The 24,326-nt window shown below is 68.7% G+C and carries 24 protein-coding genes and 1 tRNA gene; 15 read left to right on the forward strand and 10 right to left on the reverse strand.

Annotated features, from left to right (window positions below; all coding sequences use genetic code 11):
* The first annotated feature begins 115 nt into the window (after window positions 1-115).
* Window positions 116-187, forward strand: a tRNA-Arg gene (locus HDA45_RS33710).
* Between the two features lie 206 nt (window positions 188-393).
* Here HDA45_RS33710 and HDA45_RS33715 read toward each other — a convergent pair.
* The 5 genes from HDA45_RS33715 to HDA45_RS33735 all read right to left on the reverse strand — a co-directional run bounded on the left by HDA45_RS33715 (window position 394) and on the right by HDA45_RS33735 (window position 4,285).
* Entirely contained in the window at window positions 394-837 is a 444-nt protein-coding gene (locus tag HDA45_RS33715; protein WP_184902215.1) for a class I SAM-dependent methyltransferase, read from the reverse strand.
* Between the two features lie 125 nt (window positions 838-962).
* Entirely contained in the window at window positions 963-1,868 is a 906-nt protein-coding gene (locus HDA45_RS33720; RefSeq protein WP_184902217.1) for an amino acid ABC transporter permease, read from the reverse strand.
* Window positions 1,865-2,560, reverse strand: coding sequence for an amino acid ABC transporter permease (locus HDA45_RS33725; RefSeq protein ID WP_007029283.1), 696 nt, complete (start codon window positions 2,558-2,560; stop codon window positions 1,865-1,867). The genes HDA45_RS33720 and HDA45_RS33725 overlap by 4 nt, the downstream gene beginning before the upstream one ends.
* Before the next feature lie 83 nt (window positions 2,561-2,643).
* Complete coding sequence (locus HDA45_RS33730) at window positions 2,644-3,501, reverse strand: glutamate ABC transporter substrate-binding protein (RefSeq protein WP_184902219.1); 858 nt, start codon at window positions 3,499-3,501, stop codon at window positions 2,644-2,646.
* Window positions 3,502-3,556: 55 nt separating this feature from the next.
* Window positions 3,557-4,285 carry an amino acid ABC transporter ATP-binding protein gene (locus HDA45_RS33735; RefSeq protein ID WP_007029281.1) on the reverse strand — a complete coding sequence of 243 codons (729 nt, stop codon included), beginning with the start codon at window positions 4,283-4,285 and terminating at the stop codon, window positions 3,557-3,559.
* 383 nt (window positions 4,286-4,668) lie between these two features.
* Here HDA45_RS33735 and HDA45_RS33740 point away from each other — a divergent pair, with 383 nt between their 5' ends.
* A complete protein-coding gene (locus HDA45_RS33740) occupies window positions 4,669-5,358 on the forward strand; it encodes a response regulator (protein WP_184902221.1) in 690 nt (229 codons plus the stop codon).
* Between the two features lie 4 nt (window positions 5,359-5,362).
* Window positions 5,363-6,763, forward strand: coding sequence for an ATP-binding protein (locus HDA45_RS33745; RefSeq protein WP_184902223.1), 1,401 nt, complete (start codon window positions 5,363-5,365; stop codon window positions 6,761-6,763).
* On the opposite strand, the gene HDA45_RS33750 is transcribed toward HDA45_RS33745, so the two are convergent.
* On the reverse strand, window positions 6,753-7,664 hold the full coding sequence (locus tag HDA45_RS33750; RefSeq protein ID WP_184902225.1) for a TAXI family TRAP transporter solute-binding subunit: 912 nt from the start codon (window positions 7,662-7,664) through the stop codon (window positions 6,753-6,755). The genes HDA45_RS33745 and HDA45_RS33750 overlap by 11 nt on opposite strands.
* Window positions 7,665-7,680: 16 nt before the next feature.
* Here HDA45_RS33750 and miaB point away from each other — a divergent pair, with 16 nt between their 5' ends.
* Together miaB and HDA45_RS33760 are read left to right on the forward strand one after the other, a co-directional pair.
* Window positions 7,681-9,195, forward strand: coding sequence for a tRNA (N6-isopentenyl adenosine(37)-C2)-methylthiotransferase MiaB (gene miaB, locus HDA45_RS33755; protein ID WP_184906324.1), 1,515 nt, complete (start codon window positions 7,681-7,683; stop codon window positions 9,193-9,195).
* Window positions 9,192-9,653 (forward strand): Rv2732c family membrane protein, encoded by a 462-nt coding sequence (locus tag HDA45_RS33760; RefSeq protein WP_184902227.1) that lies wholly within the window; start codon window positions 9,192-9,194, stop codon window positions 9,651-9,653. Before miaB ends, HDA45_RS33760 begins: the two co-directional genes overlap by 4 nt.
* On the opposite strand, the gene HDA45_RS33765 is transcribed toward HDA45_RS33760, so the two are convergent.
* Complete coding sequence (locus HDA45_RS33765) at window positions 9,650-10,105, reverse strand: hypothetical protein (RefSeq protein ID WP_184902229.1); 456 nt, start codon at window positions 10,103-10,105, stop codon at window positions 9,650-9,652. The two genes, HDA45_RS33760 and HDA45_RS33765, sit on opposite strands and share 4 nt — an antisense overlap.
* 161 nt (window positions 10,106-10,266) lie before the next feature.
* Window positions 10,267-11,580: a DUF349 domain-containing protein gene (locus HDA45_RS33770; RefSeq protein ID WP_184902231.1), complete on the reverse strand. Its 1,314-nt coding sequence runs from the start codon at window positions 11,578-11,580 to the stop codon at window positions 10,267-10,269.
* 235 nt (window positions 11,581-11,815) lie between these two features.
* Here HDA45_RS33770 and HDA45_RS33775 point away from each other — a divergent pair, with 235 nt between their 5' ends.
* Genes HDA45_RS33775 through dapF form a run of 3 tightly spaced genes read left to right on the forward strand, consistent with a single transcriptional unit; the run spans window position 11,816 to window position 14,239 of the window.
* Entirely contained in the window at window positions 11,816-12,502 is a 687-nt protein-coding gene (locus HDA45_RS33775) for a class III extradiol ring-cleavage dioxygenase family protein (RefSeq protein WP_184902233.1), read from the forward strand.
* Window positions 12,499-13,401, forward strand: coding sequence for a tRNA (adenosine(37)-N6)-dimethylallyltransferase MiaA (miaA, locus tag HDA45_RS33780; protein WP_184902235.1), 903 nt, complete (start codon window positions 12,499-12,501; stop codon window positions 13,399-13,401). Before HDA45_RS33775 ends, miaA begins: the two co-directional genes overlap by 4 nt.
* A 10-nt stretch (window positions 13,402-13,411) precedes the next feature.
* Window positions 13,412-14,239, forward strand: coding sequence for a diaminopimelate epimerase (dapF, locus tag HDA45_RS33785; RefSeq protein ID WP_184902237.1), 828 nt, complete (start codon window positions 13,412-13,414; stop codon window positions 14,237-14,239).
* On the opposite strand, the gene HDA45_RS33790 is transcribed toward dapF, so the two are convergent.
* On the reverse strand, window positions 14,236-15,480 hold the full coding sequence (locus tag HDA45_RS33790) for an MFS transporter (RefSeq protein WP_184902239.1): 1,245 nt from the start codon (window positions 15,478-15,480) through the stop codon (window positions 14,236-14,238). The two genes, dapF and HDA45_RS33790, sit on opposite strands and share 4 nt — an antisense overlap.
* 60 nt (window positions 15,481-15,540) lie before the next feature.
* Between HDA45_RS33790 and HDA45_RS33795 the strand changes: the two genes are divergently transcribed.
* The 4 genes from HDA45_RS33795 to HDA45_RS33810 all read left to right on the forward strand — a co-directional run bounded on the left by HDA45_RS33795 (window position 15,541) and on the right by HDA45_RS33810 (window position 19,049).
* The gene (locus HDA45_RS33795; RefSeq protein WP_184902241.1) at window positions 15,541-16,038 is read left to right on the forward strand and encodes a helix-turn-helix domain-containing protein; all 498 of its coding nucleotides are present in this window, start codon (window positions 15,541-15,543) and stop codon (window positions 16,036-16,038) included.
* A 43-nt stretch (window positions 16,039-16,081) separates the two neighbouring features.
* Window positions 16,082-17,515: a GTPase HflX gene (gene hflX / locus HDA45_RS33800; RefSeq protein WP_184902243.1), complete on the forward strand. Its 1,434-nt coding sequence runs from the start codon at window positions 16,082-16,084 to the stop codon at window positions 17,513-17,515.
* An 81-nt stretch (window positions 17,516-17,596) separates the two neighbouring features.
* Window positions 17,597-17,860, forward strand: coding sequence for a hypothetical protein (locus HDA45_RS33805; protein WP_184902245.1), 264 nt, complete (start codon window positions 17,597-17,599; stop codon window positions 17,858-17,860).
* 175 nt (window positions 17,861-18,035) lie between these two features.
* Window positions 18,036-19,049 carry an SdiA-regulated/phytase-like domain-containing protein gene (locus tag HDA45_RS33810; RefSeq protein WP_184902247.1) on the forward strand — a complete coding sequence of 338 codons (1,014 nt, stop codon included), beginning with the start codon at window positions 18,036-18,038 and terminating at the stop codon, window positions 19,047-19,049.
* A gap of 99 nt (window positions 19,050-19,148) precedes the next feature.
* Here HDA45_RS33810 and lexA read toward each other — a convergent pair whose 3' ends face one another.
* Window positions 19,149-19,865, reverse strand: coding sequence for a transcriptional repressor LexA (gene lexA / locus HDA45_RS33815; RefSeq protein ID WP_184902249.1), 717 nt, complete (start codon window positions 19,863-19,865; stop codon window positions 19,149-19,151).
* A gap of 323 nt (window positions 19,866-20,188) precedes the next feature.
* On the opposite strand from lexA, the gene HDA45_RS42575 reads away from it, so the two are divergent.
* The 3 genes from HDA45_RS42575 (at window position 20,189) to HDA45_RS33830 (ending at window position 24,326) form a co-directional block, all read left to right on the forward strand.
* Complete coding sequence (locus tag HDA45_RS42575; RefSeq protein ID WP_246480881.1) at window positions 20,189-20,683, forward strand: LysM peptidoglycan-binding domain-containing protein; 495 nt, start codon at window positions 20,189-20,191, stop codon at window positions 20,681-20,683.
* Window positions 20,684-20,984: 301 nt separating this feature from the next.
* A complete protein-coding gene (gene nrdR, locus HDA45_RS33825; RefSeq protein WP_037304189.1) occupies window positions 20,985-21,473 on the forward strand; it encodes a transcriptional regulator NrdR in 489 nt (162 codons plus the stop codon).
* Window positions 21,474-21,506: 33 nt separating this feature from the next.
* On the forward strand, window positions 21,507-24,326 hold the full coding sequence (locus tag HDA45_RS33830; protein ID WP_184902251.1) for a vitamin B12-dependent ribonucleotide reductase: 2,820 nt from the start codon (window positions 21,507-21,509) through the stop codon (window positions 24,324-24,326).

Below are 24,326 nucleotides of genomic sequence, written 5' to 3' on the forward strand. Positions count from 1 at the left end.
TGGCCCTTGGCATGGAAGAGAAAAGCGGCTCCCCGCCGTCGTCGTGACATGACGACGAGCCAGCGGAGCCGCCCTTCGGGAAACCGAATCGGGCGGCTTTTCTCATTGTGTGTGAACCCTTGTAGCTCAACGGAAAGAGCACGGCACTACGAATGCCGGGGTCCAGGTTCGATTCCTGGCAGGGGTACTTCTGGAACGAAACGCCTCCGGTGCGCAGTGTGCGCCGGAGGCGTGTTCCAGGCCAAACCCCCGGCACGGCGGGGAAACCTGTTCCGTCGTACCGGTGCGGCGGTGTGGGGTCCGTGCGTTCCACACCGCCAGAACGCGCACGGTCCGGTGACCGGCCGGGATTCATAGCCCCGGCCAGCCTGGCTCGACACCAGGGTGCGCGACTCAGGTCGCTTTGCGGGCACTGTGCACGTCGCCGCTTTCGTGGCGATGCAGCACGATGTCCTGGAAACCGTTGTCCCGCAAGCCTTCTTCCAGGGACAGGCCGTTCGTGGCCACGACGACGAGCAGTCCGCCGGGAGCGAGGCTCGCCGTGATGCGGCCGAGAGGGCCGGGCGAGTCCAGGAACGCCGTCACGATGTCGAAGGTCCCCATCAGCGGCAGCCGGGCGGGCTGATGGACCTCGTAGGAGATCCCGGCGGGATTCCGTTCCTCTTCGCGTTGGGCGACCGCGATCAGCACCTGGTCCGCGTCGACCCCGACCACGCGGCGGGCACCCTCGGCGCGGAACAGCCGCGGATAGCGGCCATCGCCGCACCCGACGACCAGGACCGACCTGCCCGCCAGGTCCGGCAGCACTTCGAGCAGCGTCGCGGCCTGGTCCGCCATACGGCTGACGCTAGCCGAGCGGACCACCGTCCCGACAGGACCAACAGGCCTATCCCGGAGTGCATGAAGGCCCCCTTCCGGTAGCCAGGCTCAAGGAAGGGGGCCTTCATGTACTGCTCAGGGAGCTATACCGCCCCGCCGCTCGCGTCATCGCGGGTGAGGACGACGTTCGCCGTTGCCGCCATGACCGGCTTGGCGCCCTTGGGGGCCTTCTTCCGCCGTGCCAGCTTGTTCTCCAGCCAGCTCGCGAACTGGGTCAGGAGCAGGTTCAGCACGATGAAGATGATCGCGACGACGATCAGCGTCGGGATCGTGTTCCCGTAAAGACCGGTGAGGGGGCCGGAACCGCGGATGAGCTCGTCGAAGCCGATGGTCAGCTGACCGGCCAGCGCGGTGTCCTTCAGGATGACCACCAGCTGGCTCACCAGTGCGGGCAGCATCAGGGTGACCGCCTGGGGCAGCAGGATGTTGACCATCGTCTGGGTCTTGCGCAGGCCCAGTGCGGACGAAGCCTCGGCCTGTCCTCTCGGCAGCGACAGGATGCCCGCCCGGAACACCTCGGCCATGACCGACCCGTTGTAGAGCACCAGACCGGTGACCGCGGCGAACAGCGGGCGGATCTCGGAGTCGATGCCGGTGTAGTACGCGTAGAACGCGGCCGCGAAGACCATCAGCAGCAGCACCGGGATGGCCCGGAAGAACTCGACGATCCAGCCGACCGGCATCCGGATCCACTTGTGGTCCGACAGCCGCCCGATGCCCAGCAGCGCACCGATCGGCAGCGCGATCACGATCGAAAGCCCGGCCGCCTTCAAGGTGTTGAGCAGGCCGGGGAGAAGGAACTGAGTCCACGTCGAACCGTCGATGAAGGGCTTCCAGAGGGCGCCCGCCCACTGCCCCTTCTCGTCGAAGCCCGTGTAGACGTAGTAGACGACCAGCGCCAGGACGAGAACGAAAAGTACGCTGTAGAGCCAGTTTCGCGCCTTGGCCTTCGGGCCGGGGGCGTCGTACAGAACGGCCTGTGTGCTCATCGCTTGACCTCGACCTTCTTGGCGACCCAGCCCAGCAGCAGGCCGAGGGGGAGGACCAGGATGACGAACCCGGCGGCGAACAGGAGGAAGACCAGCAGCAGCGAGTCGGACTCGTTCTCCACCATCTCCGACATCAGCAGCGAAGCCTCCGCGACACCGATGATCGAGGCGACCGTGGTGTTCTTCAACAGGGCGATCATGACGTTGGTCAGCGGTGCGATCACCGACCGGAACGCCTGCGGCAGCACGATCAACGTCAGCACCTGGAAGAAGCCGAGACCCAGTGCGCGGGCCGCTTCGGCCTGGCCGACCGGGACGGTGTTGATGCCCGACCGCAGCGATTCACAGACGAACGTGGCGGTGTAGGCGATGAAGCCGAGGATCGCGAGCCGGAAGAAGTTGTCCTCCAACGACGTCGTCGAATCCTTCGAGGCCAGGTTGATCCCCAGCGTGGAGGACAATCCCAGCGACGTGAAGACGATGATCACCGTCAGCGGGGTGTTCCGGAAGATGTTGACGTAGGCGGTGCCGAACGCCCGCATGATCGGAACGGGGCTCACCCGCATCCCCACCAGGATCGTCCCCCAGATCAGGGAACCGATGGCGGAGAAGAAGGTCAGCTTGATCGTCATCCAGAAGGCGCCGAGCAAGTCGTAATTGGGATTGTCGAGGAAATCGAACAAGGTGCTCAACCCAGCCTCGGTATGGGAACGGTGCGCCGCGGTACACGGCGCACCGTTCGATTCCTTCAGTTCAGCGGCTCAGGGGAGCCTGTTCACGAGATGGCCGGGGGCTCCGGGATCTTGTAGCCCGACGGGCCGACGTTCTTCTCCAGAGCGGCCTTCCACGCGCCGTCCTGCTGCATCTTCTTGATCGCGTTGTTGATCGCGGTGACGCTCTCGGTGTCGTCCTTCTTCAGGCCGACGCCGTACTTCTCGTCGGTGAAGCCCTTGCCGACCAGCTTCAGCTTGCCGGGCTGCTGCGCGGCGTAGCCGGCGAGGATCACGTCATCGGTGGTCATCGCGTCGACGGTCTTGTTGAGCAGCGAGGTGACGCAGTCGGTGTACTTGCCGACTTCCTGCAGCTGAACTTCCTTGGCGTACTTTTCCTTGACGTTCTGCGCCGGGGTGGAACCCTTGACCGAGCAGAGCTTCTTGTTGCCGGTCAGCGACTCCGGGCCGGTGATGTCGGTGTTCTCGGCCTGGACGAGCAGGTCCTGGTGCGCGATGAAGTACGGGCCCGCGAAGGAGACCTCGTTCTTGCGCTTGTCGGTGATCGAGTAGGTGGCGACGATGAAGTCGACCTCACCCTTCTTGATCAGGTCCTCGCGCTGCGCGGACTGCGCTTCCTTCCAGGTGATCCCCGACTCTTCGACGCCGAGCTCCTTGGCGATGTACTTCGCCACGTCGACGTCGAACCCGGCGTAGGTGCCGTCGGCCTGCTTCTGGCCGAGGCCGGGCTGGTCGAACTTGATGCCGATGGTCAGCTTCTTGTCGTTCTTGGCCTTCGCCACCAGGTTCTTGGCGCCGCTGGAGCCGCTGCCGGCGTCGGACCCGCCGCCGCCACAGGCGGACAGGGCGAGACCGGCAGCCACGACGGCCGCGCTCATTCGCAGAACTCGGTTCAACCGCATTGTTCTCAGTTTCCTTCCGAATCTTGTCCAGCCATACCGGCCGGCGGGGAAGTCCTCAGTGGGTCAGGATCTTGCCGAGGAAGTCCTTGGCGCGATCCGTCTTCGGCTTGGTGAAGAAGTCGTCCGGGGTGGAGTCCTCGACGATCTCGCCGTCGGACATGAACACCACCCGGTTCGCCGCACGCCGCGCGAACCCCATCTCGTGGGTGACGACCAGCATCGTCATCCCGTCCTTCGCGAGGGTGGTCATCACGTCGAGGACCTCCTGGACCATCTCCGGGTCCAGGGCCGAGGTCGGCTCGTCGAACAGCATCACCTTGGGGCGCATGGCGAGCGCGCGGGCGATCGCCACCCGCTGCTGCTGCCCGCCGGAAAGCTGCGCCGGGTACTTGTCGGCCTGGTTGGCGATGCCGACGCGTTCGAGCAGGTCCATCGCGGTCTTGCGGGCCTCGGCCGAGTTGACCTTGCGGACCTTCATCGGCGCGAGCATGACGTTCTCGACGATCGTCTTGTGCGCGAACAGGTTGAACGACTGGAACACCATGCCGACGTCGGCCCGCAGCGCGGCCAGCGCCTTGCCCTCGGCGGGCAGCGGGACGCCGTCCACCGCGATCTCGCCGGAGTTGATGGGTTCGAGCCGGTTGATCGCCCGGCACAGTGTCGACTTGCCAGACCCGGACGGCCCGAGCACGACCACGACCTGCCCACGCGGCACCTCGAGGTTGATCTCCTTGAGCACGTGCAGGTCGCCGAAGTACTTGTTCACGGCGGCCGCCTTGATCATCGGCGCCGCCACCTCCGCGGTCATCTGGCCTCCAGGAGCGTTCGTTTGCAGGGGACTGCGGGGTCAGGCACCACGCGATGGCGGAAACCTACTCCCGTCGGACCGCTTGTAAAGGCGGCTTGACCAATACTTAGGGTTTCAAGTCCGTATCGTTCCAAGCCACCGGACGGACCCGATCCACCTCCGTCCGGCGCTGATCAGCCTAGACAAGGCAGGGGTGTCCCGTAACCGGGGTCACACGACATCTGTGACGCATCGTGACCATACGGGCCGCTGACTAGGCCGGACGGCCCAGCGGTACGGGCAGCGCGAGAGGTGACTCACCCCATAGAGTCGTTCTTCAGTCGTCGCGGTGCGGGGACGGCGTGAAAGGGAAAACACGGGTGCGGGTACTGCTGGTGGAGGACGACGACCGGGTCGCGGGTGCCTTGACGCCCGCCCTGACCCGGCGCGGCCTGACGATCAAACGCCTGGCCTCCGGCGCCGGCGTGCTCGATCTGGTGCACGAGGTCGACGTCGTGCTGCTCGACCTGGGGCTCCCCGACATCGACGGGATCGTCCTCTGCCGCCGGATCCGGGCGGTCAGCGACGTCGCGGTGATCGTCGTTTCGGCCCGGGGCGAGATCGACGACCGGATCCAGGGCCTGCGGTCCGGTGCCGACGACTATCTGGTGAAGCCCTACGACGTCGACGAGCTCGTCGCCCGCGTCGAGGCCGTGCGCCGTCGCCGTGGTGAACGCCCGGCCGCGCCCGAACCGGCGGCCGTCATCCGGGCGGGTGATGTCTCGGTCGACATCGGGCGCCATGAGGTGCAGGTCGACGGCCGGCCGGTTTCGTTGTCCCGCAAGGAATTCCAGGTACTCGCGCTGGTGGTCACCGCTCGCGGCGCGGTCTGCGCGCGCGACCACGTACTGAGCGAGGTCTGGGGTCACCGGGGCCCGGCGGAGAGCCGCTCGCTCGACGTCCACGTCGCCACCCTGCGGACCAAACTGGGCAGGCCCGCGCTGATCGAGACCGTCCGCGGCGTCGGATACCGCCTCGGCGGCGCCTACGGCCCGGCCGAAAAGGGCTGACCGGGTGCGCGTCCGGCTCCAGGGGATCGTGCTGACGCTGGTCGCGGCCCTCGTGTTCGGCCTCGGCATCCCGCTCGCGCTCAGTGTGGCGGCCAGTGTGCAGCTCGACCTCTTCCTCGACCGCCTCACCGACACCTCCCGGTTCGCGTCGCTGGCCCAGCGCCCGCTGGTGGAGAACCGGCCGGACCTGATCGAGGACGAACTCCGCCGCTACACCGAGGTCTACGGGGTCCCGGTGGCGCTCGCCGACCAGGACGGCGAGGCCGTGGCCGGCGGCCGTGGTGAAGCCACGAGGATCGACCTCAAGGACCCCGTCATCGCTTCGCATCTGCAGCAGGCGCTGGCGGGGCGGCGGTCCGAACCCGGCGCGCTGCTCATGCCGTGGGCCACCGAGCCGCTGGTGCTGGCCGAGCCGATCCTGATCGACGGCGAGGTGCGGGGCGCGGTGATCACCGTGTCTTCGACGGAGAAGGCGCGCGACGACCTGTTGTGGTGGTGGCTGCTCATCGCGGCGGGCGCGGTGCTGGCGTTCGGGCTCGCGCTGCTGGTCGCGGTGCCGGTGGTGCGCTGGATCCTGCGTCCGGTCCGGCGGCTCGACGACGCCACCGGCGCCCTGGTGGCCGCCGTGGTCAGCGGGCGCGACGTCGAACGGGTGGGGGAGTCGGGCGGTCCGCCGGAACTGCGTCAGCTCGAGCGGTCCTTCGACCGGATGGCCGCCAGCGTCGACGAGGCGCTGTCGGCGCAGCGCGCGTTCGTCGCCGATGCCTCCCACCAGCTGCGGAACCCGTTGACCGCGTTGAAGATCCGGCTCGGCAACCTCGACGGGCACGTCGACGACGACCTCGCCGCGGCCGACCTCGAAGCCGCCGTCGTCGACGCGCGACGGCTCAACCAGATCCTCGACGAGCTCCTTTCACTGGCCCGCGCCGAAGCCTCGGGCGGCGAACTGGTGCCTGTCGGCCTCGACGAGGTGGTGGGTGCCCGGGTCGCCGACTGGACCGTGGTCGGCGCGACGCGTGACGTCACGCTGGTCTCTTCCGGGCTGGGCGACGGCCTGCGGGTGCTCACGCCCGCGCGCGGGCTCGAAGTGGTGCTCGACGCGCTGCTGGACAACGCGCTCAAGTTCACCGCGCCGGGGACCGAGGTGCGGGTCGCCGTCACCACCGCGGACGGGAAGGTGGACATCGCCGTCCGCGACCACGGGCCGGGCCTGCGCGACGAAGAACTGGAGCGCGCGGCGGACCGGTTCTGGCGGAGCACCGCGCATCAGAACGTGCCAGGATCCGGCCTCGGCCTGGCGATCGTCACCGAGATCATGGTCCGCTCGGACGGTTCGCTGCGGCTCGGCTCCCCGGAGGGCGGTGGCCTCGAAGTGACCGTGACGCTGCCTGTCGTCAGTCCTTGAGCGACCTGTAGTAGCGCAGCGCGCCCGGGTGCAGCGGCAGGGGAGAGGTCTCGATGGCGGGATGGACGTCGATCGACAGCGCCGCCCCCGCCGCCTTGCCCAGCTCGTCCCGCGCGTCGAAGAGCCCCCCGACCAGCGCTTCGGCGAGGTCGTCCGGCATGGAGGACGGCACCACCAGGAAGTTCGGCAGGACGAGCGTGGTCACCGGCTCCGGCAGGTTGTAGGCCGTGGCCGGGATGGTCGCCGTGCGGTACACCGGGCTGGTGGCCCGCAGGGCGTCCGCGAGGTCGGTGATGTCGAGCAACCGCAGGTCGACCGTCCGCGCCCGCTCCGTGATCGAAGGCGTCGGCACGCCGCCGGACCAGATGACGGCGTCGATCTGCCGGCTCTCCAGTGCGGGCAGCGCTTCGTTGAGCCCGAGATTGCGCCGGTCGATCGCGCCCGTCAGGCCGGACGCCTTGAGCAACTGCTTCGACAGGTACTCGACGCCGGAGTCCGGCGAACCGATCGCGACCTTGCGCCCGCGCAACTGCGCGAACGACTTGATCGACGAGTCGGCCCGGACGACGACGTGCAGGTAGTCGTCGTGCACGCGGGCCAGCGCGGCCAGCCCGGCGGTGTTCTCGGTGGCGACGTCGGCGGCCACGAAAGCGACATCGGCCTTGCCCGCGCGCACCCTCGCGATGTTGTCCGGAGACCCTTCGGTCACCTGGACCTCGGGGCGCTCGGCGTCCAGCTCCGCCGCCCAGGCGTCGGCCAGCCGCTCGGCGAGCTTGTCGTAGACGCCGCCGTTGAGCCCCGCCGCGATGCGCACCCGCGTACCCGACAGATCGGGTCCGCACCCGGCGACCAGGGCGCAGACCACGGCCAGCCCCGCCGTCAGCACACCCCGTCTCCTCATGAGGGTCGATCGTGCCATGGAACCCCGCCCGCGTACCCTCGAAGGCGAGATGAGCGCGCGTACTTACCAGATCCGCACCTTCGGCTGCCAGATGAACGTGCATGACTCCGAACGTCTTGCCGGGCAGCTCGAGGACGCCGGCTACGTTCCGGGTGACGGCGAGGCCACACCCGACCTGATCGTGTTCAACACCTGCGCGGTGCGGGAGAACGCGGACAACAAGCTGTACGGCACCTTGGGGCACATCCGGCCGCAGAAGACCGCGAAACCGGGTATGCAGATCGCCGTCGGCGGCTGCCTCGCGCAGAAGGACCGCGGCGAGATCGTCAACCGCGCGCCCTGGGTCGACGTCGTGTTCGGCACGCACAACATCGGCGCGTTGCCGACGCTGCTGGAGCGCGCGCGGCATAACGCCGAGGCCGAGGTCGAGATCCTCGAATCGCTCGAAACCTTCCCTTCGACGCTCCCGGCGAAACGCGATTCGGCGTACGCGGGCTGGGTGTCGATTTCGGTCGGCTGCAACAACACCTGCACCTTCTGCATCGTCCCGGCGCTGCGCGGCAAGGAACGCGACCGCCGCCCCGGCGAGATCCTGGCCGAGGTCGAGGCGCTCGTCGCCGAAGGCGTGCTCGAAGTGACCCTGCTGGGCCAGAACGTGAACTCCTACGGCGTCGAATTCGGCGACCGCCTCGCATTCGGGAAGCTCCTGCGCGCCTGCGGTTCGGTGGAGGGTCTCGAGCGCGTCCGGTTCACCTCACCGCATCCGGCGGCGTTCACCGAGGACGTCATCGACGCGATGGCCGAGACGCCGAACGTGTGCCACCAGCTGCACATGCCGCTGCAGTCCGGCTCGGACAAGGTGCTGCGCGAGATGAAGCGGTCCTACCGGTCTGCGCGCTACCTCAAGATCCTCGACCGCGTACGCGAGTCGATGCCCGACGCCGCGATCACCACCGACATCATCGTCGGCTTCCCCGGTGAGACCGAGGAAGACTTCCAGGCCACGCTCGACGTGGTCGCGCAGGCGCGGTTCTCCAGCGCGTTCACCTTCCAGTACTCGATCCGCGCGGGTACGCCCGCCGCCGAGATGGACGGGCAGCTGCCGAAGGAGGTCGTGCAGGAGCGCTACGAAAGGCTCGTGAAGCTGCAGAACGACATCTCCTGGGACGAGAACAAGAAGATCGTCGGACGGCGTGTCGAGCTGCTGGTCGCTTCCGGCGAAGGTCGCAAGGACACCGAGACGCGGCGCATGAGCGGCCGCGCCCGTGACGGCAGGCTCGTCCACTTCACGCCGACAGGCGCCCTGGTGGACCGCTCCGTGCGGCCGGGCGACGTCGTCGAGACCGTGGTGACCTACGGCGCTCCGCACCACCTCGTCGCCGACGGCGACCTGCTGTCGCACCGCCGCACCAAGGCGGGCGACAACTCCGAGGCCGGGCTCCGGCCGAAGACCAACGGCGTGACGCTGGGCCTGCCGGGCTTCGGTGCCCCGGCCGTCACGCCGGAACCGGTGAGCGGGTGTGCACTGTGACTGAACCGAAGATCGACGAACTCGCCGCGGAGATCGACGAGGTCGGCCAGCGTGCGGCCAAGACGATCGAACTGGGCAGGCGCGGCTTCTCCATCGCCGTGCTGGCGTTCGTGCTGCTGATCGCCCAGCTGCTGCCGTGGGTCGGCGAACACGCGGGCTGGGAGGTGCTGCTCGGCAGGGGCGGCGGGATCCCGCAGCTGTTCGCCGCGACCTCCACCGGCATCGGCGTCTTCGCCTCCGCCGTGGCGCTGGTGACCCGGCGCTGGTGGCTGGCCTGGGTCTGCGCCGCGGGCGGCTGGTTCGCCTCCGTCGACGGAATGCTCGCGATCTGGTCCCAGCAGTCGTCGCACGCGACCGGCGCGGCCGGTGGCGGACCGGGCTTCGGGATGATCCTCGCCTGGTTCGCCACCGTCGCGCTGGCCATCTACTGGATGCGTGCGGCTTTCTCGCGCAGCTAAACGACCACGACGCCGAAGACGCTCGACGTGGCGCTGGCGTAGATCTCGGTTTCCGGGTGGAACACCCTCAGCGTGAGCGAGGCCTTGACGCTGAAGCTGAGACTCAGGACGAACTTGCCGTTGGGTTTGCAGGAACCGTTGCTCAGGTCGACCCAGACGCCCGCGACGAGTTTCTGGACGATGATGAGCTCCAGGGCGTCGGCCCCGTCTCCCTCGGCGATGACGTCGAGACGGCCCTTGAGCTTGGTCTCCTCGCCGACCTTGACCTTGCTCTTGTCGGCCTTCGCTTCGAGCTTGACCTTTTTCTTCTTGTGAACGCTCGTCTGCTCGGAAGAGGCCGGTGACGCCTGGGCCGCGACGGCCGTCGCCGCCGGGACGAGCCCGGCCAGGACGATTCCTGCCGCCAAGACGGCGAACGTCCCGGTGATCCGTGAAATCGGCGTGTGGTTCATGATCGAAGTCGACCACGGCTGAGCGCGGAGAGCGCCTGATTACGCACAAACGAGCGAGCCGTCGCTCCACAGTGGAGTGACCCGACAGCGGAGTGACCCAGCGCGGAGCTGAAGGCTCCCTTCACCGCATGGGATGCGGGGAAAGGAGCCTTCAGCCGCTTCTAACGGTCCGCGATGGCCGCTTCCGCCGCCTCGAGCCACTCACGCCACTGCGCGGCCTGCTCGTCGGCCTTCTTCGCGCGCCGCTCGTCGCCCGCCGCACGGGCCTTCTCCGCCTGCGACTCGAACTGCTCGACCCGCTCGCGGAACTGCGCCGCCCTGGCCTGGGCCTCGGGGTCGGTCCGCCGCCACTTGCTGTCCTCGGCCGACTTGATCGAGTCCTGCACGGCCTTCAGGCGGCCATCCAGTTCGCGGATGCGCTCGCGCGGGACCTTGCCGATCTCGTCCCACTGCTCCTGGATCTTGCGCAGGTGGTTCTTCGCCGCGTCGAGGTTCGAGGCCGGGTCGATCTTCTCGGCCTCGACGAGCAGCTCTTCCTTCTGCTGCGCGTTCGTCGCGAACTCGGCGTCCCGCTCGGAGAACACCGAGGAGCGGCGCGCGAAGAACTTGTCCTGCGCGGCGCGGAAGCGCTGCCAGAGCGCCTCGTCGCTGTCCTTGGGCGCGCGACCGGCGGCCTTCCACTCGGTCATCAGGTCCTTGTAGCGGCCCGCGGTGTCGCCCCAGTCGTCGGACTCCGACAGAGCCTCGGCCTCGGCGATCAGTTCTTCCTTGCGGTGCTTGGCGCCCGCGCGCTGCTTGTCCAGCTCGGCGAAATGCGAACCGCGGCGCCGGTTGAACGCCTCCCGGGCCTTGGAGAACCGCTTCCACAGCTCGTCGTCGGTCTTGCGGTCGACGCCCTTGACGGTCTTCCACTCGTCCAGGATCGAGCGCAGCCTGTCGCCCGCGGCCTTCCACTGGGTCGACTCGGCGGCGAGCTTCTCGGCTTCGTCGGCGAGAGCCTGCTTGCGGACGACGGCGGCCGCGCGGGCCTCTTCACGCTCCTGCTTGGCCGAGGCCAGCGCCTTCTCGGCGTGGGCGATGACCTGCTCGATCCGGCCGCCCAACGCGGCGATGTCGCCGACGACGGCGGCTTCGGCGAGGCCGTCGCGCAGCTGGGTCGCCGTCGCCAGCGCGTGCTTCGGGTCGCCCGCGCCGGACTCCAGCCGCGTCTCCAGCAGCTCGACCTCGGTGCGCAGGTCGTCGAAACGGCGCGCGTAGTGGAGCAGTCCCTCGTCCGGGCTCCCGGCCTGCCAGACACCGACCGCGCGTTCGCCGTCGGCCGTGGTGACGTAGACCGTTCCTTCTTCGTCGACCCTGCCCCAAGCGGACGGGCTGGGCTCGGCGGGCGGCACGGGGGGTGCGGCGTGCCCGCCACCGAGCGCGTGCGGCACCGGGTGCGGAGCCGGGGTACCGGTGGACGTGTTCTCCTGGGCCATCGCAGGCTCCTTATCGCCTGTACGCCCGCTGGCGCGGGCGCCCCGCCTAGCGGCGGGGCCGGGTAATGCGTTGCCGTCTTGCTTCGGGGGTATCAACCCCTTGCGGCATTCAAGCAGCTCAGCGTCCACCGTGGAACCGGATGAACCACCCGAGGGCAGTGATCCTACTTCCGGAGGACCCTCCGTGTCGGTGGGTTGCGGGTCGCGCGGGGCGGGGAAGGTAACGTCGGCGGCCGTGATCCGCCGTGTCGCCGTGCTCCCGCAACCCCCGCTGCTCATCCCCGAACTGGCCGCCGGAGCGGCGGACGAGTGCGCCGAGCTGCGCGAAGCCTGCCTAGCCGCCGTGCGGCGCCTGACCAGCGCTTCGCCGGACTGGATCGTCGTCGGCGCGGCCGTGGGCGCCCCCTCGGTCCCGGAAAACGCGAGCGGCTCCTTCCGGGGATTCGGAGTCGACCTCGGAGTCTCACTCAGCCGGGTGACAACGCCCGAAACGGAGCTGCCGTTGCCCGCGCTCGTGGCCGGCTGGCTGCGCGAGCAGGGCGGTGCGTCGTCCGCCCGAGTCCGTCTCGTCGACCCCGCGACCCCTCCCGGCCAGTGCGAACTGGTCGGCCGCGAGCTGGGGGAGCCCGCCGCGGTGCTCGTTCTCGGCGACGGTTCGAGCCGGCACGGCCCGCGTTCTCCCGGCGGTGAGGACGAGCGCGCGGTGGGCTTCGACGACGGCATCCGCGCCGCGCTGGCCGAGGCCGACACCGCCGCGCTGGCCGCACTCGACCCGGACTTCGCCGCCGGACTCGGGGCGGGGGGTCGCGCGCCTTGGCAGGTCCTCGCCGGGCTGGCGGACGGGGACTGGACCGCGGACGTGCTCTACTCGGCCGCGCCGTTCGGCGTCGGCTATCACGTCGCCGTCTGGGAGCGGGCGTGATCCGGCCGGTCGCGGTCGTCGGGCCCACGGCGACCGGGAAGACCGCGCTGGCCGTCGAACTCGCGCTCACCCTCGGGGGTGAGGTGGTCAACGCCGACGCGCTGCAGTTGTACCGCGGCATGGACATCGGGACGGCCAAGGCGACCGCCGAGGAGCGGCGGGGCGTGCCGCATCATCTGCTGGACGTCCTCGACGTCACCGAGACGGCGTCCGTGGCCGCGTACCAGCGCGACGCGCGCGAGCGGATCGAAGAACTCCTCGCCGACGGCCGCGTGCCGATCCTCACCGGCGGGTCGGGGCTCTACGTCCAGGCCGTGCTCGATGACCTGAAGTTCCCGGGCACCGACCCCGCCGTGCGCGCCCGGCTGACCGCCGAGGCCGACGAGATCGGCGTCGCCGCGATGCACGCCAGGCTCACCGGGCTGGACCCGATCGCCGCCACCGCGATCCTGCCGACCAACACCCGCCGCATCGTGCGCGCGCTGGAGGTCATCGAGATCACCGGAGAACCGTTCTCGGCGAACCTGCCGAAACCGGGGCCCGCGCGCTACGACACCGTCCTGATCGGCGTGGACCGCGAACCGGCCGAACTCGACGTCCGCGTCGACAGCCGCGTGGAGCTCATGTTCGAAGCCGGACTCGTCGGCGAAGTCCGGTCGCTGCTGGGCCACGGACTCCGCGACGGGCTCACCGCGTCGAGGGCGCTGGGCTACCAGCAGGTGATCGCCGCACTCGACGCCGACGAGGACTTCCAGGCCGCCGCCGACGCCACCGCGCAGGCGACCCGGAGGTTCGTGCGGAGGCAACGTTCCTGGTTCCGGCGCGACAAGCGCATCGAGTGGTTCGACGGCGGTTCGGAGCGGCTGGCCGAGCGCGTCCTCGAAGTGGCGGCCCAGTAATCTTGCGGCCATGGGCGGCATCGAATTCCTTAAGGGACACGGCACACAGAACGATTTCGTGCTGCTTCCCGACCCTGACGGCCGCCTCGAGCTGACCGAGGCACGGGTGGCGGCGCTGTGCGACCGTCAGCGTGGTCTCGGCGCCGACGGCGTGCTGCGTATCGTGCGCTCGGCGGCGGTGGGGGTGGAATCCGCGGGCGAATGGTTCATGGACTACCGCAACGCCGACGGTTCGATCGCGGAGATGTGCGGCAACGGCGTCCGGGTCTTCGTGCGGCACCTGGTCGACTCCGGGCTGGTGAGCGAGCGCGAGTTCGTCATCGGCACCCGTGCCGGCGACAGGCCGGTCCAGATGCACGCGGACGGCTCCGTCACCGTGCAAATGGGACCGGCGACGATCACGGGTACTTCGGTCACCGTGGTCGCGGGGCAGCCGTTCTCCGGTGTCGCGGTCAACGTCGGCAACCCGCATCTGGTGTCCGTCGTCGAGGACGACGTCGACGAACTGGACCTGCGCGACCAGCCCGACTTCGACTCCGACGTGTTCCCGGAGGGCGTGAACCTCGAGTTCATCAACCTGCTGGGGGACAACGCGCTGAAGATGCGCGTCCACGAACGCGGCGTCGGCGAGACGCGGTCCTGCGGCACCGGCACGGTCGCCGCGGTCGCGGCCGCGCTGCACCTCGCGGGCACCGACACCGGTGAAGCGACCGTCGACATCCCCGGCGGCCAAGTGATCGTCGGGATCCGCCGCGGCGGATCCACGCTGACCGGACCGGCGGAGATCGTCGCCCGCGGCGAACTCGACGAAACCTGGTGGGCCGGACTCGGTTCTTAGCCGACGGCGACCGGTTCCTTCGGCAGGTCGCGAAGCTGCCGAAGCGGGGAGAAGACCACCCACAGGAGTGCCGCGGTCTCACCGGCCACGGCGACCCACAGTGTGGCCCGGATCCCGATCGCTTCACCGAGGACACCGCCGAGCAGCCCGCCCAGCGGCAGCATCCCCCAGACGACGAACCGCACACTCGCGTTCATCCGGCCGAGCAGCCGGTCCGGGCAGACGGCCTGCCGGTACGAGACCTGCGCGACGTTGTAGACGATGATCCCGAATCCGGCGATCATCGTGGCCGCCGGGAACAGGATGATCCGCCAGCCCGGCGCGGCCAGCGGGAGCAGCAGGTAGAACGGCCAGGTCACCAGCGGAACGAGCCAGATCGACCTGGCCTGCCCGATCCGCCGGGTGATGGCGTTGGCGAAGATCGCGCCCGTGATCCCGCCCACCCCGCCGGTCGCGAGCACGAGGCCGACGGCCGCGGGGGACAGGCCCAGCTCCCGGTTCAGGAACAGGATCTGCACCGCTGCGAAGGCGCCGTTGAACAGGTTGGCCGTCGCCGTGCAGGCGACGATCGACCGCAGCGTGGTGTCGGTGAACACGAACCGCAGTCCCTCGACGATCTGGGGGAGCAGCTTCGTGTCTTCGTGCCGCTCGGGCTCCGGTTCGACGGTGCGGATCCGCAGCAGGAACAGCGCCGAGGTGAGGAAGCCGAGCCCGGTCGTGAGCACGGCGTTGGCCGCGCCGACCAGTTGCACCAGTCCGCCCCCGACACCCGGACCGGCCAGGAACGCCACGGATTGGCTGGCCTGGAGCTTCGCGTTGCCTTCGAGAAGATGTTCGCGGCCGACCAGCGCCGGCAGATACGACTGGTAGGCGATGTCGAAGAACACCGTCGCGGTGCCGACGAGCGTGGCGACGACGATGAGCTGCGTCAGCGAAAGGACCCCGGCCCACCAGGCGACGGGGATGCTGAGCAGCAACGCGGCGCGGACGAAATCGGCCCGCAGCATCAGCGTGCGGCGCCGCATCCGGTCCACCCAGACGCCCGCGGGCAGCCCGATGATCAGGAACGCGATGGTCTCGGCCGCGGTCAGCAGTCCCATCTGGAACGGCGTCGCCGCCAGGACGGTGGCCGCGAGCAGGGGAATCACGGTGTGGCCGGCGAACGCGCCCACCTGACTGGCCGTGTCGCCCGCCCAGAGCCGTCGGAAGTCCGCGTGGAAGAAGAGGGAGTCTCTGCGCACCACGCCACCTTGGCGTGAGTGATTGGAAACTGTCAATCACTTCCGCTCTAGGCTGTCGCGGTGCCCACTCCACGACGTGCCGCCACCGAGGCCGAGATCGCCGCCATGGCCTCCGGAATAAGGCTGCGCATCATCCGGTTGACCTACTCCGAGGCGCTGACCAACAAGGAACTCGCCGGAAGACTCGATCGCGACCCGGCGACGACGCTGCACCACGTGCGCAAACTCGTCGACACAGGGTTCCTCGAAGCGCTGCCGCCGAGACGCGGCACGCGCGGCGCGAAAGAAATTCCGTATCGCTCGACCGGGTTGTCCTGGCATCTTGATTCCAGCGACAGGGGAATCGATCAGGCGATCTTCGAGGCTTATCTGGCCGAGATCGCCGAAGTGGGATTCGACGACTTGCAGCAGACTCGCCTGGTCGTCCAGGTACCGGACGAGCAGATCGCCGAGTTCGAAGCACGGCTGATGGAGCTGGTCGACGACTTCATCAACCGGCCGGCCGACCCGGACGCGAAACGTACGGCCATCTACCTGTCGAAATATCCCAGCAGGTAATGAATTCGGTCCCGCCGCCGAAACGTGGGACCATGGAGGCACGATGACGGAACTGACACACAACGATCTGAACGACATGGACCCTTCGACCGGCGAACTGGAGCTCGAGGACCGCGCCTCGCTCCGCCGGGTAGCGGGCCTGTCCACCGAACTCGCGGATGTCACCGAGGTCGAATACCGGCAGCTGCGCCTGGAGCGCGTCGTTCTGGTCGGTGTGTGGACCGAGGGCAGCGCCCTTCAGTCCGAGGCCTCGCTCGCCGAACTCGCCCGGCTCGCCGAAACGGCGGGCTCCGAGGTACTGGAAGGCCTGGTGCAGCGGCGGATCCGCCCGGATCCCGCCACCTACATCGGCTCGGGCAAGGTCAAGGAACTGCGCGAGATCGTGGCGGCCACCGGTGCCGACACGGTCATCTGCGACGGTGAGCTCTCGCCGGGCCAGCTGCGCCAGCTCGAGGAGAAGGTCAAGGTGAAGGTCATCGACCGCACCGCCCTGATCCTCGACATCTTCGCGCAGCACGCCCGCTCCAAGGAGGGCAAGGCGCAGGTCGAGCTGGCCCAGCTGCAGTACCTGATCCCGCGGCTTCGCGGGTGGGGTGCGGCGCTGTCCCGGCAGGCCGGTGGCCGGGCGGGCGGCGCCAACGGTGGTGTCGGTCTGCGTGGTCCCGGTGAGACGAAGCTCGAAACCGATCGTCGGCGGATCAGCAAGCGCGTGTCGAAGCTGCGCCGTGAGATCGCCGCGATGGACACCATCCGTGAGACCAAACGCGGTCGCCGGGTGGCCAACGAGGTGCCGAGCGTCGCGATCGTCGGCTACACCAACGCCGGCAAGTCGAGCCTGCTCAACGCGCTGACCGGCGCCGGGGTGCTGGTCGAGGACGCGCTGTTCGCCACGCTGGACCCGACGACCCGCCGGGCGCAGACACCGGACGGCCGCACCTACACGCTGACCGACACCGTCGGTTTCGTCCGGCACCTGCCGCACCAGCTGGTGGACGCGTTCCGTTCGACGCTCGAGGAGGCGGCGAGCGCCGACCTGCTCGTCCACGTCGTCGACGGTGCCGACCCGACGCCGGAAGAGCAGGTCAACGCGGTCCGCGAAGTGCTCGCCGAGATCACGAAGCGCCGTTCCGAGCCGCTCCCGCCGGAGCTGCTGGTGATCAACAAGGCCGACGCCGCCGACGAGGTGTCGCTGGTCCGGTTGCGGCACCAGATGGCCGGTTCGGTGCAGGTGTCGGCGCGGACCGGCACCGGGATCACGGAGCTGGCCGAAGTGATCGCGGAGCGGTTGCCGAGGCCGGAGGTCATGGTCGAGGCGCTGATCCCGTACTCGCGAGGCGAGCTCGTCTCCCGCGCCCACGCCGATGGCGAGGTGCTGGAAGAGGAGCACGTCGAAACCGGCACGCGCCTGCTCGTCCGCGGGCGGCCCGAGCTGGCCGCGGCACTGAGCGATTTCCAAACGGACGGCTCGGCTCTGTAAGCAAGTACGTGAAGGCCCCCTTCATCGCGCTAGGCGCAATGAAGGGGGCCTTCACGTTCCTTCCGGACGATAGGTGATTTCGTGTCCGTGCCGACGCGCGCTGAGGTTCGCGAAGTGCTGAAAGCCCTCGTCGACGGTGCGATCACGAGTGAGCGAGCCTCCGACTGGGCGCGTCCTTGGATCGTCGAAGACGTCCACCGCGTCGACGACGATCTGGTCTGGCAAGCGCTCGACCGGTTGTTCGGCGCCGACCTGATGACCTCACCCGCCGGGCACCTGCACGGTCCGGTCGACTTCCGGGCCTGGCTGGCGGAGTTCGATGCTCGCGGCACCGAACTCACGTGATCAGACACGGAACTCGCGTGCGTGGAGCCGGATCTCGCGTGATCAGCCGCCGCACACGCCGGACGTGGCCTACGCGACATTCCGCCCCCATCTCGGCGTTCACACCGAACTGCGCGCCGTCCCGGACGTCTCCGTAGTGTGGGGCTTCAGGGGTTCCACGGGTACGGAGGTGGATGTGCGGGGGATTGTCGCGGCGGCGGTCGTGCTGGGGACGTTCGTCGGCGGGGCGGCTCCCGCCATGGCACAGGACGTCCCGGCCCCGCAGCCGGTGTGCAAGAACGGCGATTCCCGGCTCAGTGAGCTTTCCGGTCTCGTTTCGGACGGCGAGCGGCTGTACGCCCTCAACGACGGCGGCACCAAGACGCAGGTCTTCGTGCTCGACCGCGACTGCAAGGTCCAGAAGGTCATCTCGGCCGCGACGGATCCTTACGACCCCGAGGACCTCGCCCGCACCGCGGACGGCACCTTCTGGCTTTCCGACACCGGCGACAACCGCAAGCGCCGGGACACGGTCGCGCTGATCTCGCTGACCCCGCAGGGCAAGGCGACGCTGCACCGGCTCACGTACCCAGACGGGCAACACGACGTCGAAGCGTTGATCATGGATCGCTCGGGTACGCCGTACCTGATCACCAAGGACCTCTTCGGCGACTCGAAGGTGTACCGGCCGACAGGACCGCTCGCCAGCCCCGGGCCGACGCCGCTGGAGAACGTGGGATCACTGCAGATCAAGGAGACCTCGACGCCGGGTGGGCCTGCCGGGTCGATCGGTTCGATGACGGTGACCGGGGCGGCGTCGACGGCGGACGGGTCCGTGGTCGCGTTGCGCACCTACACCGACGCCTATCTCTACGCCGTCACCGACGGGGACCTGAAGGGCGCGCTGCAGCGCGAACCCGTGCGCGTACCCCTGCCGAACGAGAAGCAGGGGGAGGCGCTCGCCTTCGACCCGGACGGGACCCTGCTGTCCGGCGGGGAGGGCGTCGGAGAGCAGATCCGCGCGGTGAAGGGCGCCGCGGCACTCGCCGTGGACGCGGCCAAAGCCGAGGGCAGTACCTCGGGCGGGACGTCCGCGGCCGCCGGCGAAGGCCGGGATTCCGGCTTCCCGTACGTGCAGGTCGGTATCGCCGCGATCGTGGTGATCGGCGGCCTCCTCCTGGTCGGCAGACTCCGCAAACGGCGTGCCTGACCGACGGAGGACGTGCCTGCCGAAGCCAGCCGGGTCTGACCCGTGGTCTCGATGACCCGGGATCCCGGCCTGCTCCGGCTCTGAACCGAAGGCTCCGGACTAAAGCCTGCGGAGAACGGCGACGACCTTGCCGAGGATCGTGGCGTCGTCACCCGGGATGGGGTCGTACGCCTCGTTGTGCGGCATCAGCCAGATGTGGCCGTCCTTGCGCTTGAACGTCTTGACCGTCGCCTCGCCGTCGATCATCGCGGCCACGATCTCGCCGGGGTCGGCCGTGGGCTGCTGACGCACGACGACCCAGTCGCCATCGGTGATGGCGGCGTCGACCATCGAGTCACCGGTGACACTGAGCAGGAACAGCTCACCCTCACCGACGATTTCCCGCGGCAGCGGGAACACGTCTTCGATCGCCTGCTCGGCCAGCACCGGCCCACCGGCGGCGATCCGGCCGACGAGAGGCACGTACGCGGCCTTCGCGGCCGACTGCGGCTGCTCGACGTCGATGCCCATCGGGTTGTCGTCCGTCGTGGCGAGCACTCCGACCGCACGCGGGCGGTTCGGGTCGCGTCGCAGATATCCCTTGCGCTGCAGGGCCTGCAACTGGTGCGACACCGACGAGGTGGAGGTCAGCCCGACCGCCTCGCCGATCTCACGCACACTCGGCGGGTAACCGAACCGGCTCACCCACATCTTGATCACGTCGAGCACCTGCTGCTGCCGCACGGTCAGGGTCTCGTCCACCTCGTAGACCTCGGGCAAGGCGCGCACCTTGCCCGAGCCCCTAGGCGCGTTCCCCGCCTTGCTCTCCTTAGCCACCGTCGTGCTCCTTCATCTCCTGCGCCGCCTCCCAGTACGTCCGGTTCCCCGGACCGACTTCGCGTGTCTTCGCCGGTGGCGGACGATCTTCCCGCCCACGGCACCGGCGGCGTCCGCACAGCAGACGCCCTGGTCAACGACGTTAGCCCGACGGGACGACGATTTCAAACATCTGTTCGATGGACACGCCGTGTCGCTCGATTTTTGTCGGTGGAAGGTGGTACACATTCGCACGGGCGTTCGATAGAACGCGTGTTCGATCTTGATCGCCGGGTCCGCCCGGTGCCGGACCTGAGTGAAGCAGGACTTGCGAGGAGGTTCCGATGTCGATTCTGGCCGATCGAGGACTGGTGCGACCCAGTTCCCCCGGGCCCGTTCCGGCAGGGCTGACCCGGCCCGTACGGGCGGCGCGGGGCAGGCGTGCCGAGCCTTTGCGCCCGCCGACCAGGGCGCGGGTCGTGGCGGGCCGCCGTCCCGGTGTCGCCACCGCCTCCCCGGGGTGCCCGGCGCCCCGGCGGCTCCCGCTCCGGTGGCCGTCGCTCGTCGCGATGGCCTTGCTCGTCGCCGGGATCGTCACCGGATTGGGTCTGTTCTCGGCCGGTGTCCCCGGCGCCGCGGTGCCCGAACGGACCACCACGGTGTCCGTTTCCGCGGGCGAGACGCTGTCGGAACTCGCGGCGCGATTCGCGCCAGGCAGCGACACCGGCGCGGTCGTCGCCAAGATCAAGGAGCTCAATTCCCTGGAAGACGCCGTTCTCGTGCCCGGACTGCCGCTCACGGTCCCGGTCGCGGCCGAGGTGGCCGGGGGAGGCAAGTGATCCTGAGGACCGCTCTCACCCACCGTGGGTGACCTGCCCGTTCGTGTCTGATCGACCCGCCCGTTGCGCTTGCGTGCGCCTCACCTGCGATCTAGTCTCCACCGCTATATGTAGTAGTTACATGGCTGTAGTTGGTCCATAGCTTGGGGTAGACTCGGTACCAGTTGTCCACAGCTGGCCGGTGTTCACCCACCGGATGTCCACAGATCGATCCACATGTCGATCTTTCCCGTCGTTGCGTGGCGGTGGGAGCGGACGTCCACTCGGGACCGGCCGGCGCGGAGGGGAAGGTGATCGGCGGATGAGGTGCCCGTTCTGCCGGCATGCGGACTCTCGGGTCGTCGACTCCCGAGAGGTGGATGAGGGTCAAGCGATCCGGCGGAGGCGTTCGTGCGCCGCCTGCGGCCGGCGCTTCACCACTTCGGAGACGATGGTGCTCGCCGTCGTCAAGCGATCCGGGGTCACCGAGCAGTTCAGCCGGGACAAGGTGGTCCGGGGGGTGCGCCGCGCCTGTCAAGGCAGGCCGGTCGACGACGACGCGCTGCAGCAGCTCGCGCAGCGGGTCGAGGAGTCGATCCGCTCGGCGGGGCTGGCGGAGATCCCGAGTCACGAGGTCGGCCTGGCGATCCTGGGCCCCCTGCGCGAACTCGACGGCGTCGCCTATCTCCGGTTCGCCAGTGTCTACCGCTCCTTCTCCTCGGTCGAGGACTTCGAGAAGGAGATCTCGGACCTTCGTGAGGCCATGGCTGCCGCACCGGACGAGAGCGATCAAGACGCGAAAGACGGCTGATGCCGCCTCCCGCGTGGGAGTGAGGGAAGACCCATGACCGAGACCGTGGGAACAGGCAACCCGGCCACAGCGCGGACGAGTGGGAAGAAGAAGCAGGCCGGCGGGCTCACCGTGCGGCGTGTCTTCACCACCGAGGGCGTCCACCCGTACGACCAGGTCACCTGGGAGTCGCGGGACGTGGTGATGACGAACTGGCGCGACGGCACGGTCAACTTCGAGCAGCGTGGTGTCGAGTTCCCCGACTTCTGGTCGGTCAACGCGACGAACATCGTCACCAGCAAGTACTTCCGCGGCGCCGTCGGCTCGTCCCAGCGCGAGCAGAGCCTCAAACAGCTGATCGACCGCGTCGTCCGCTCCTACGCCGGCGCGGGCCGCGAACACGGCTACTTCGCGAGCCCCGCCGACGCCGAGGTCTTCGAACACGAACTGACCTGGATGCTGTTGCACCAGGTGTTCAGCTTCAACTCGCCGGTGTGGTTCAACGTCGGCACGACGTCGAAGCAGCAAGTCTCGGCGTGTTTCATCCTCGCCGTCGACGACACCATGGAGTCGATCCTCAACTGGTACCGCGAGGAAGGCCTGATCTTCAAGGGCGGTTCCGGCGCGGGCCTGAACCTTTCGCGCATCCGTTCCTCACGCGAGCTGCTGTCCTCCGGAGGCACCGCGTCCGGCCCGGTCTCCTTCATGCGCGGTGCCGACGCCTCCGCGGGCACCATCAAATCCGGTGGCGCCACCCGGCGCGCGGCGAAGATGGTCGTGCTCGACGTCGACCACCCGGACGTCGAGGAGTTCGTGCAGACCAAGGCGCGCGAAGAAGAGAAGATCAAGGTCCTCCGTGACGCAGGGTTCGACATGGACCTTTCCGGTTCGGACATCACCTCGGTCCAGTACCAGAACGCGAACAACTCGGTCCGCGTCTCCGACGAGTTCATGCAGGCCGTCGAGACCCAGGGCGACTTCGGCCTTCGGGCCCGGATGACCGGCGAGGTCATCGACCGGGTCGACGCCAAGAAGCTGTTCCGCACCATCGCGCAGGCCGCCTGGGAGTGCGCGGATCCGGGGCTGCAGTACGACGGCACGATCAACGACTGGCACACCTGCCCCGAATCGGGCCGGATCACCGCGTCCAACCCGTGTTCGGAGTACATGCACCTGGACAACTCCAGCTGCAACCTCGCCTCGCTGAACCTGCTGAAATTCGCCACCGCCGACGGTGGTTTCGACGCGCCGAAGTTCGCGAAGGCCGTCGAGCTGGTCATCACCGCGATGGACATCTCGATCTGCTTCGCCGACTTCCCCACCGAGGCGATCGGCGACACCACGCGCAAGTTCCGCCAGCTGGGCATCGGGTACGCGAACCTCGGCGCGCTGCTGATGGCGCTCGGGCACGCCTACGACTCCGACGGTGGCCGTGCGCTCGCCGCCGCGATCACGTCGCTGATGACAGGCGTCTCGTACCGGCGTTCGGCCGAACTGGCCGCGGTCGTCGGGCCGTACGAGGGTTACGCGCGCAACGCCGAGGCGCACCAGCGGGTCATGCGCAAGCACGCCGCGGCCAACGAACTGGTGCGGACCTACCACGCCAACGACGCCGCGGTCCGCGCGCTCGCGACCCAGGAATGGAAGCGCGGCATCGAACTGGGCGAGGCCAGCGGCTGGCGCAACGCGCAAGCAAGTGTGTTGGCGCCCACCGGAACCATCGGCTTCATGATGGACTGCGACACGACCGGTATCGAGCCGGACTTCTCGCTGGTCAAGTTCAAGAAGCTGGTCGGTGGCGGTTCGATGCAGATCGTCAACCAGACCGTCCCGCGCGCGCTGACCGCGCTCGGCTACCAGGCCGAACAGGTCGAAGCGATCGTCGAGTACATCGCCGAGCACGGCCACGTCGTCGATGCCCCCGGCCTGCGCCCCGAGCACTACGAGGTGTTCGACTGCGCGGTGGGGGAGCGGTCCATCGCGCCGATGGGTCACGTCCGGATGATGGCCGCGGTGCAGCCGTTCCTGTCCGGCGCGATCTCCAAGACGGTCAACATGCCGGAGTCGGCGACCGTCGAGGAGGTCGAGGAGATCTACTTCCAGGGCTGGAAGTACGGCCTCAAGGCGCTAGCGATCTACCGCGACAACTGCAAAGTCGGCCAGCCGCTGTCCACCGGAAAGAAGGACAAGGCCGAGCCAGAGGCCGAAAAGGTCGTCGAGTACCGGCCGGTCCGCAAGCGCCTTCCGAAGAAGCGCCCGAGCCAGACGGTGTCGTTCACCGTCGGCGGCGCCGAGGGCTATCTGCATGCCGGGTCGTACCCGGACGACGGGCTCGGCGAGATCTTCGTGAAGCTCGGCAAGCAGGGGTCGACCCTCTCGGGCGTGATGGACGCGTTCTCCATGTCGATCTCCGTCGGCCTGCAGCACGGGATCCCGCTGGAGTTCTACGTTTCGAAGTTCTCCAACCTGCGCTTCGAGCCCGCGGGCATGACCGACGACCCGGACATCCGGATCGCCACCAGCGTCATGGACTACCTGTTCCGCAGGCTGGCGCTGGACTACCTGCCCTACGAGAAGCGCGCACAGCTCGGCATCTTCACCGCCGACGAGCGCTCCGCGCAGGTCGAGGCCACCTATGGCACCGCTCCCGCCGCCGAACCGGAGAACGTCGACATCGACGCCCTTCGGTCCACTGTGGACTCGTCGGCGGCGGACCCCACCAAGCGGGTGGCGCATTCGACGGCGGAACTGGTGGAACTGAACCTCGGCACCGCTTCCGACGCGCCGCTCTGCATGACCTGCGGCACCAAGATGCGACCGGCCGGTTCTTGCTACGCCTGTGAAGGGTGCGGAGCGACCTCTGGTTGCAGCTGA

The sequence above is a fragment of the Amycolatopsis umgeniensis genome (genome assembly GCF_014205155.1).
Taxonomy (GTDB): domain Bacteria; phylum Actinomycetota; class Actinomycetes; order Mycobacteriales; family Pseudonocardiaceae; genus Amycolatopsis; species Amycolatopsis umgeniensis.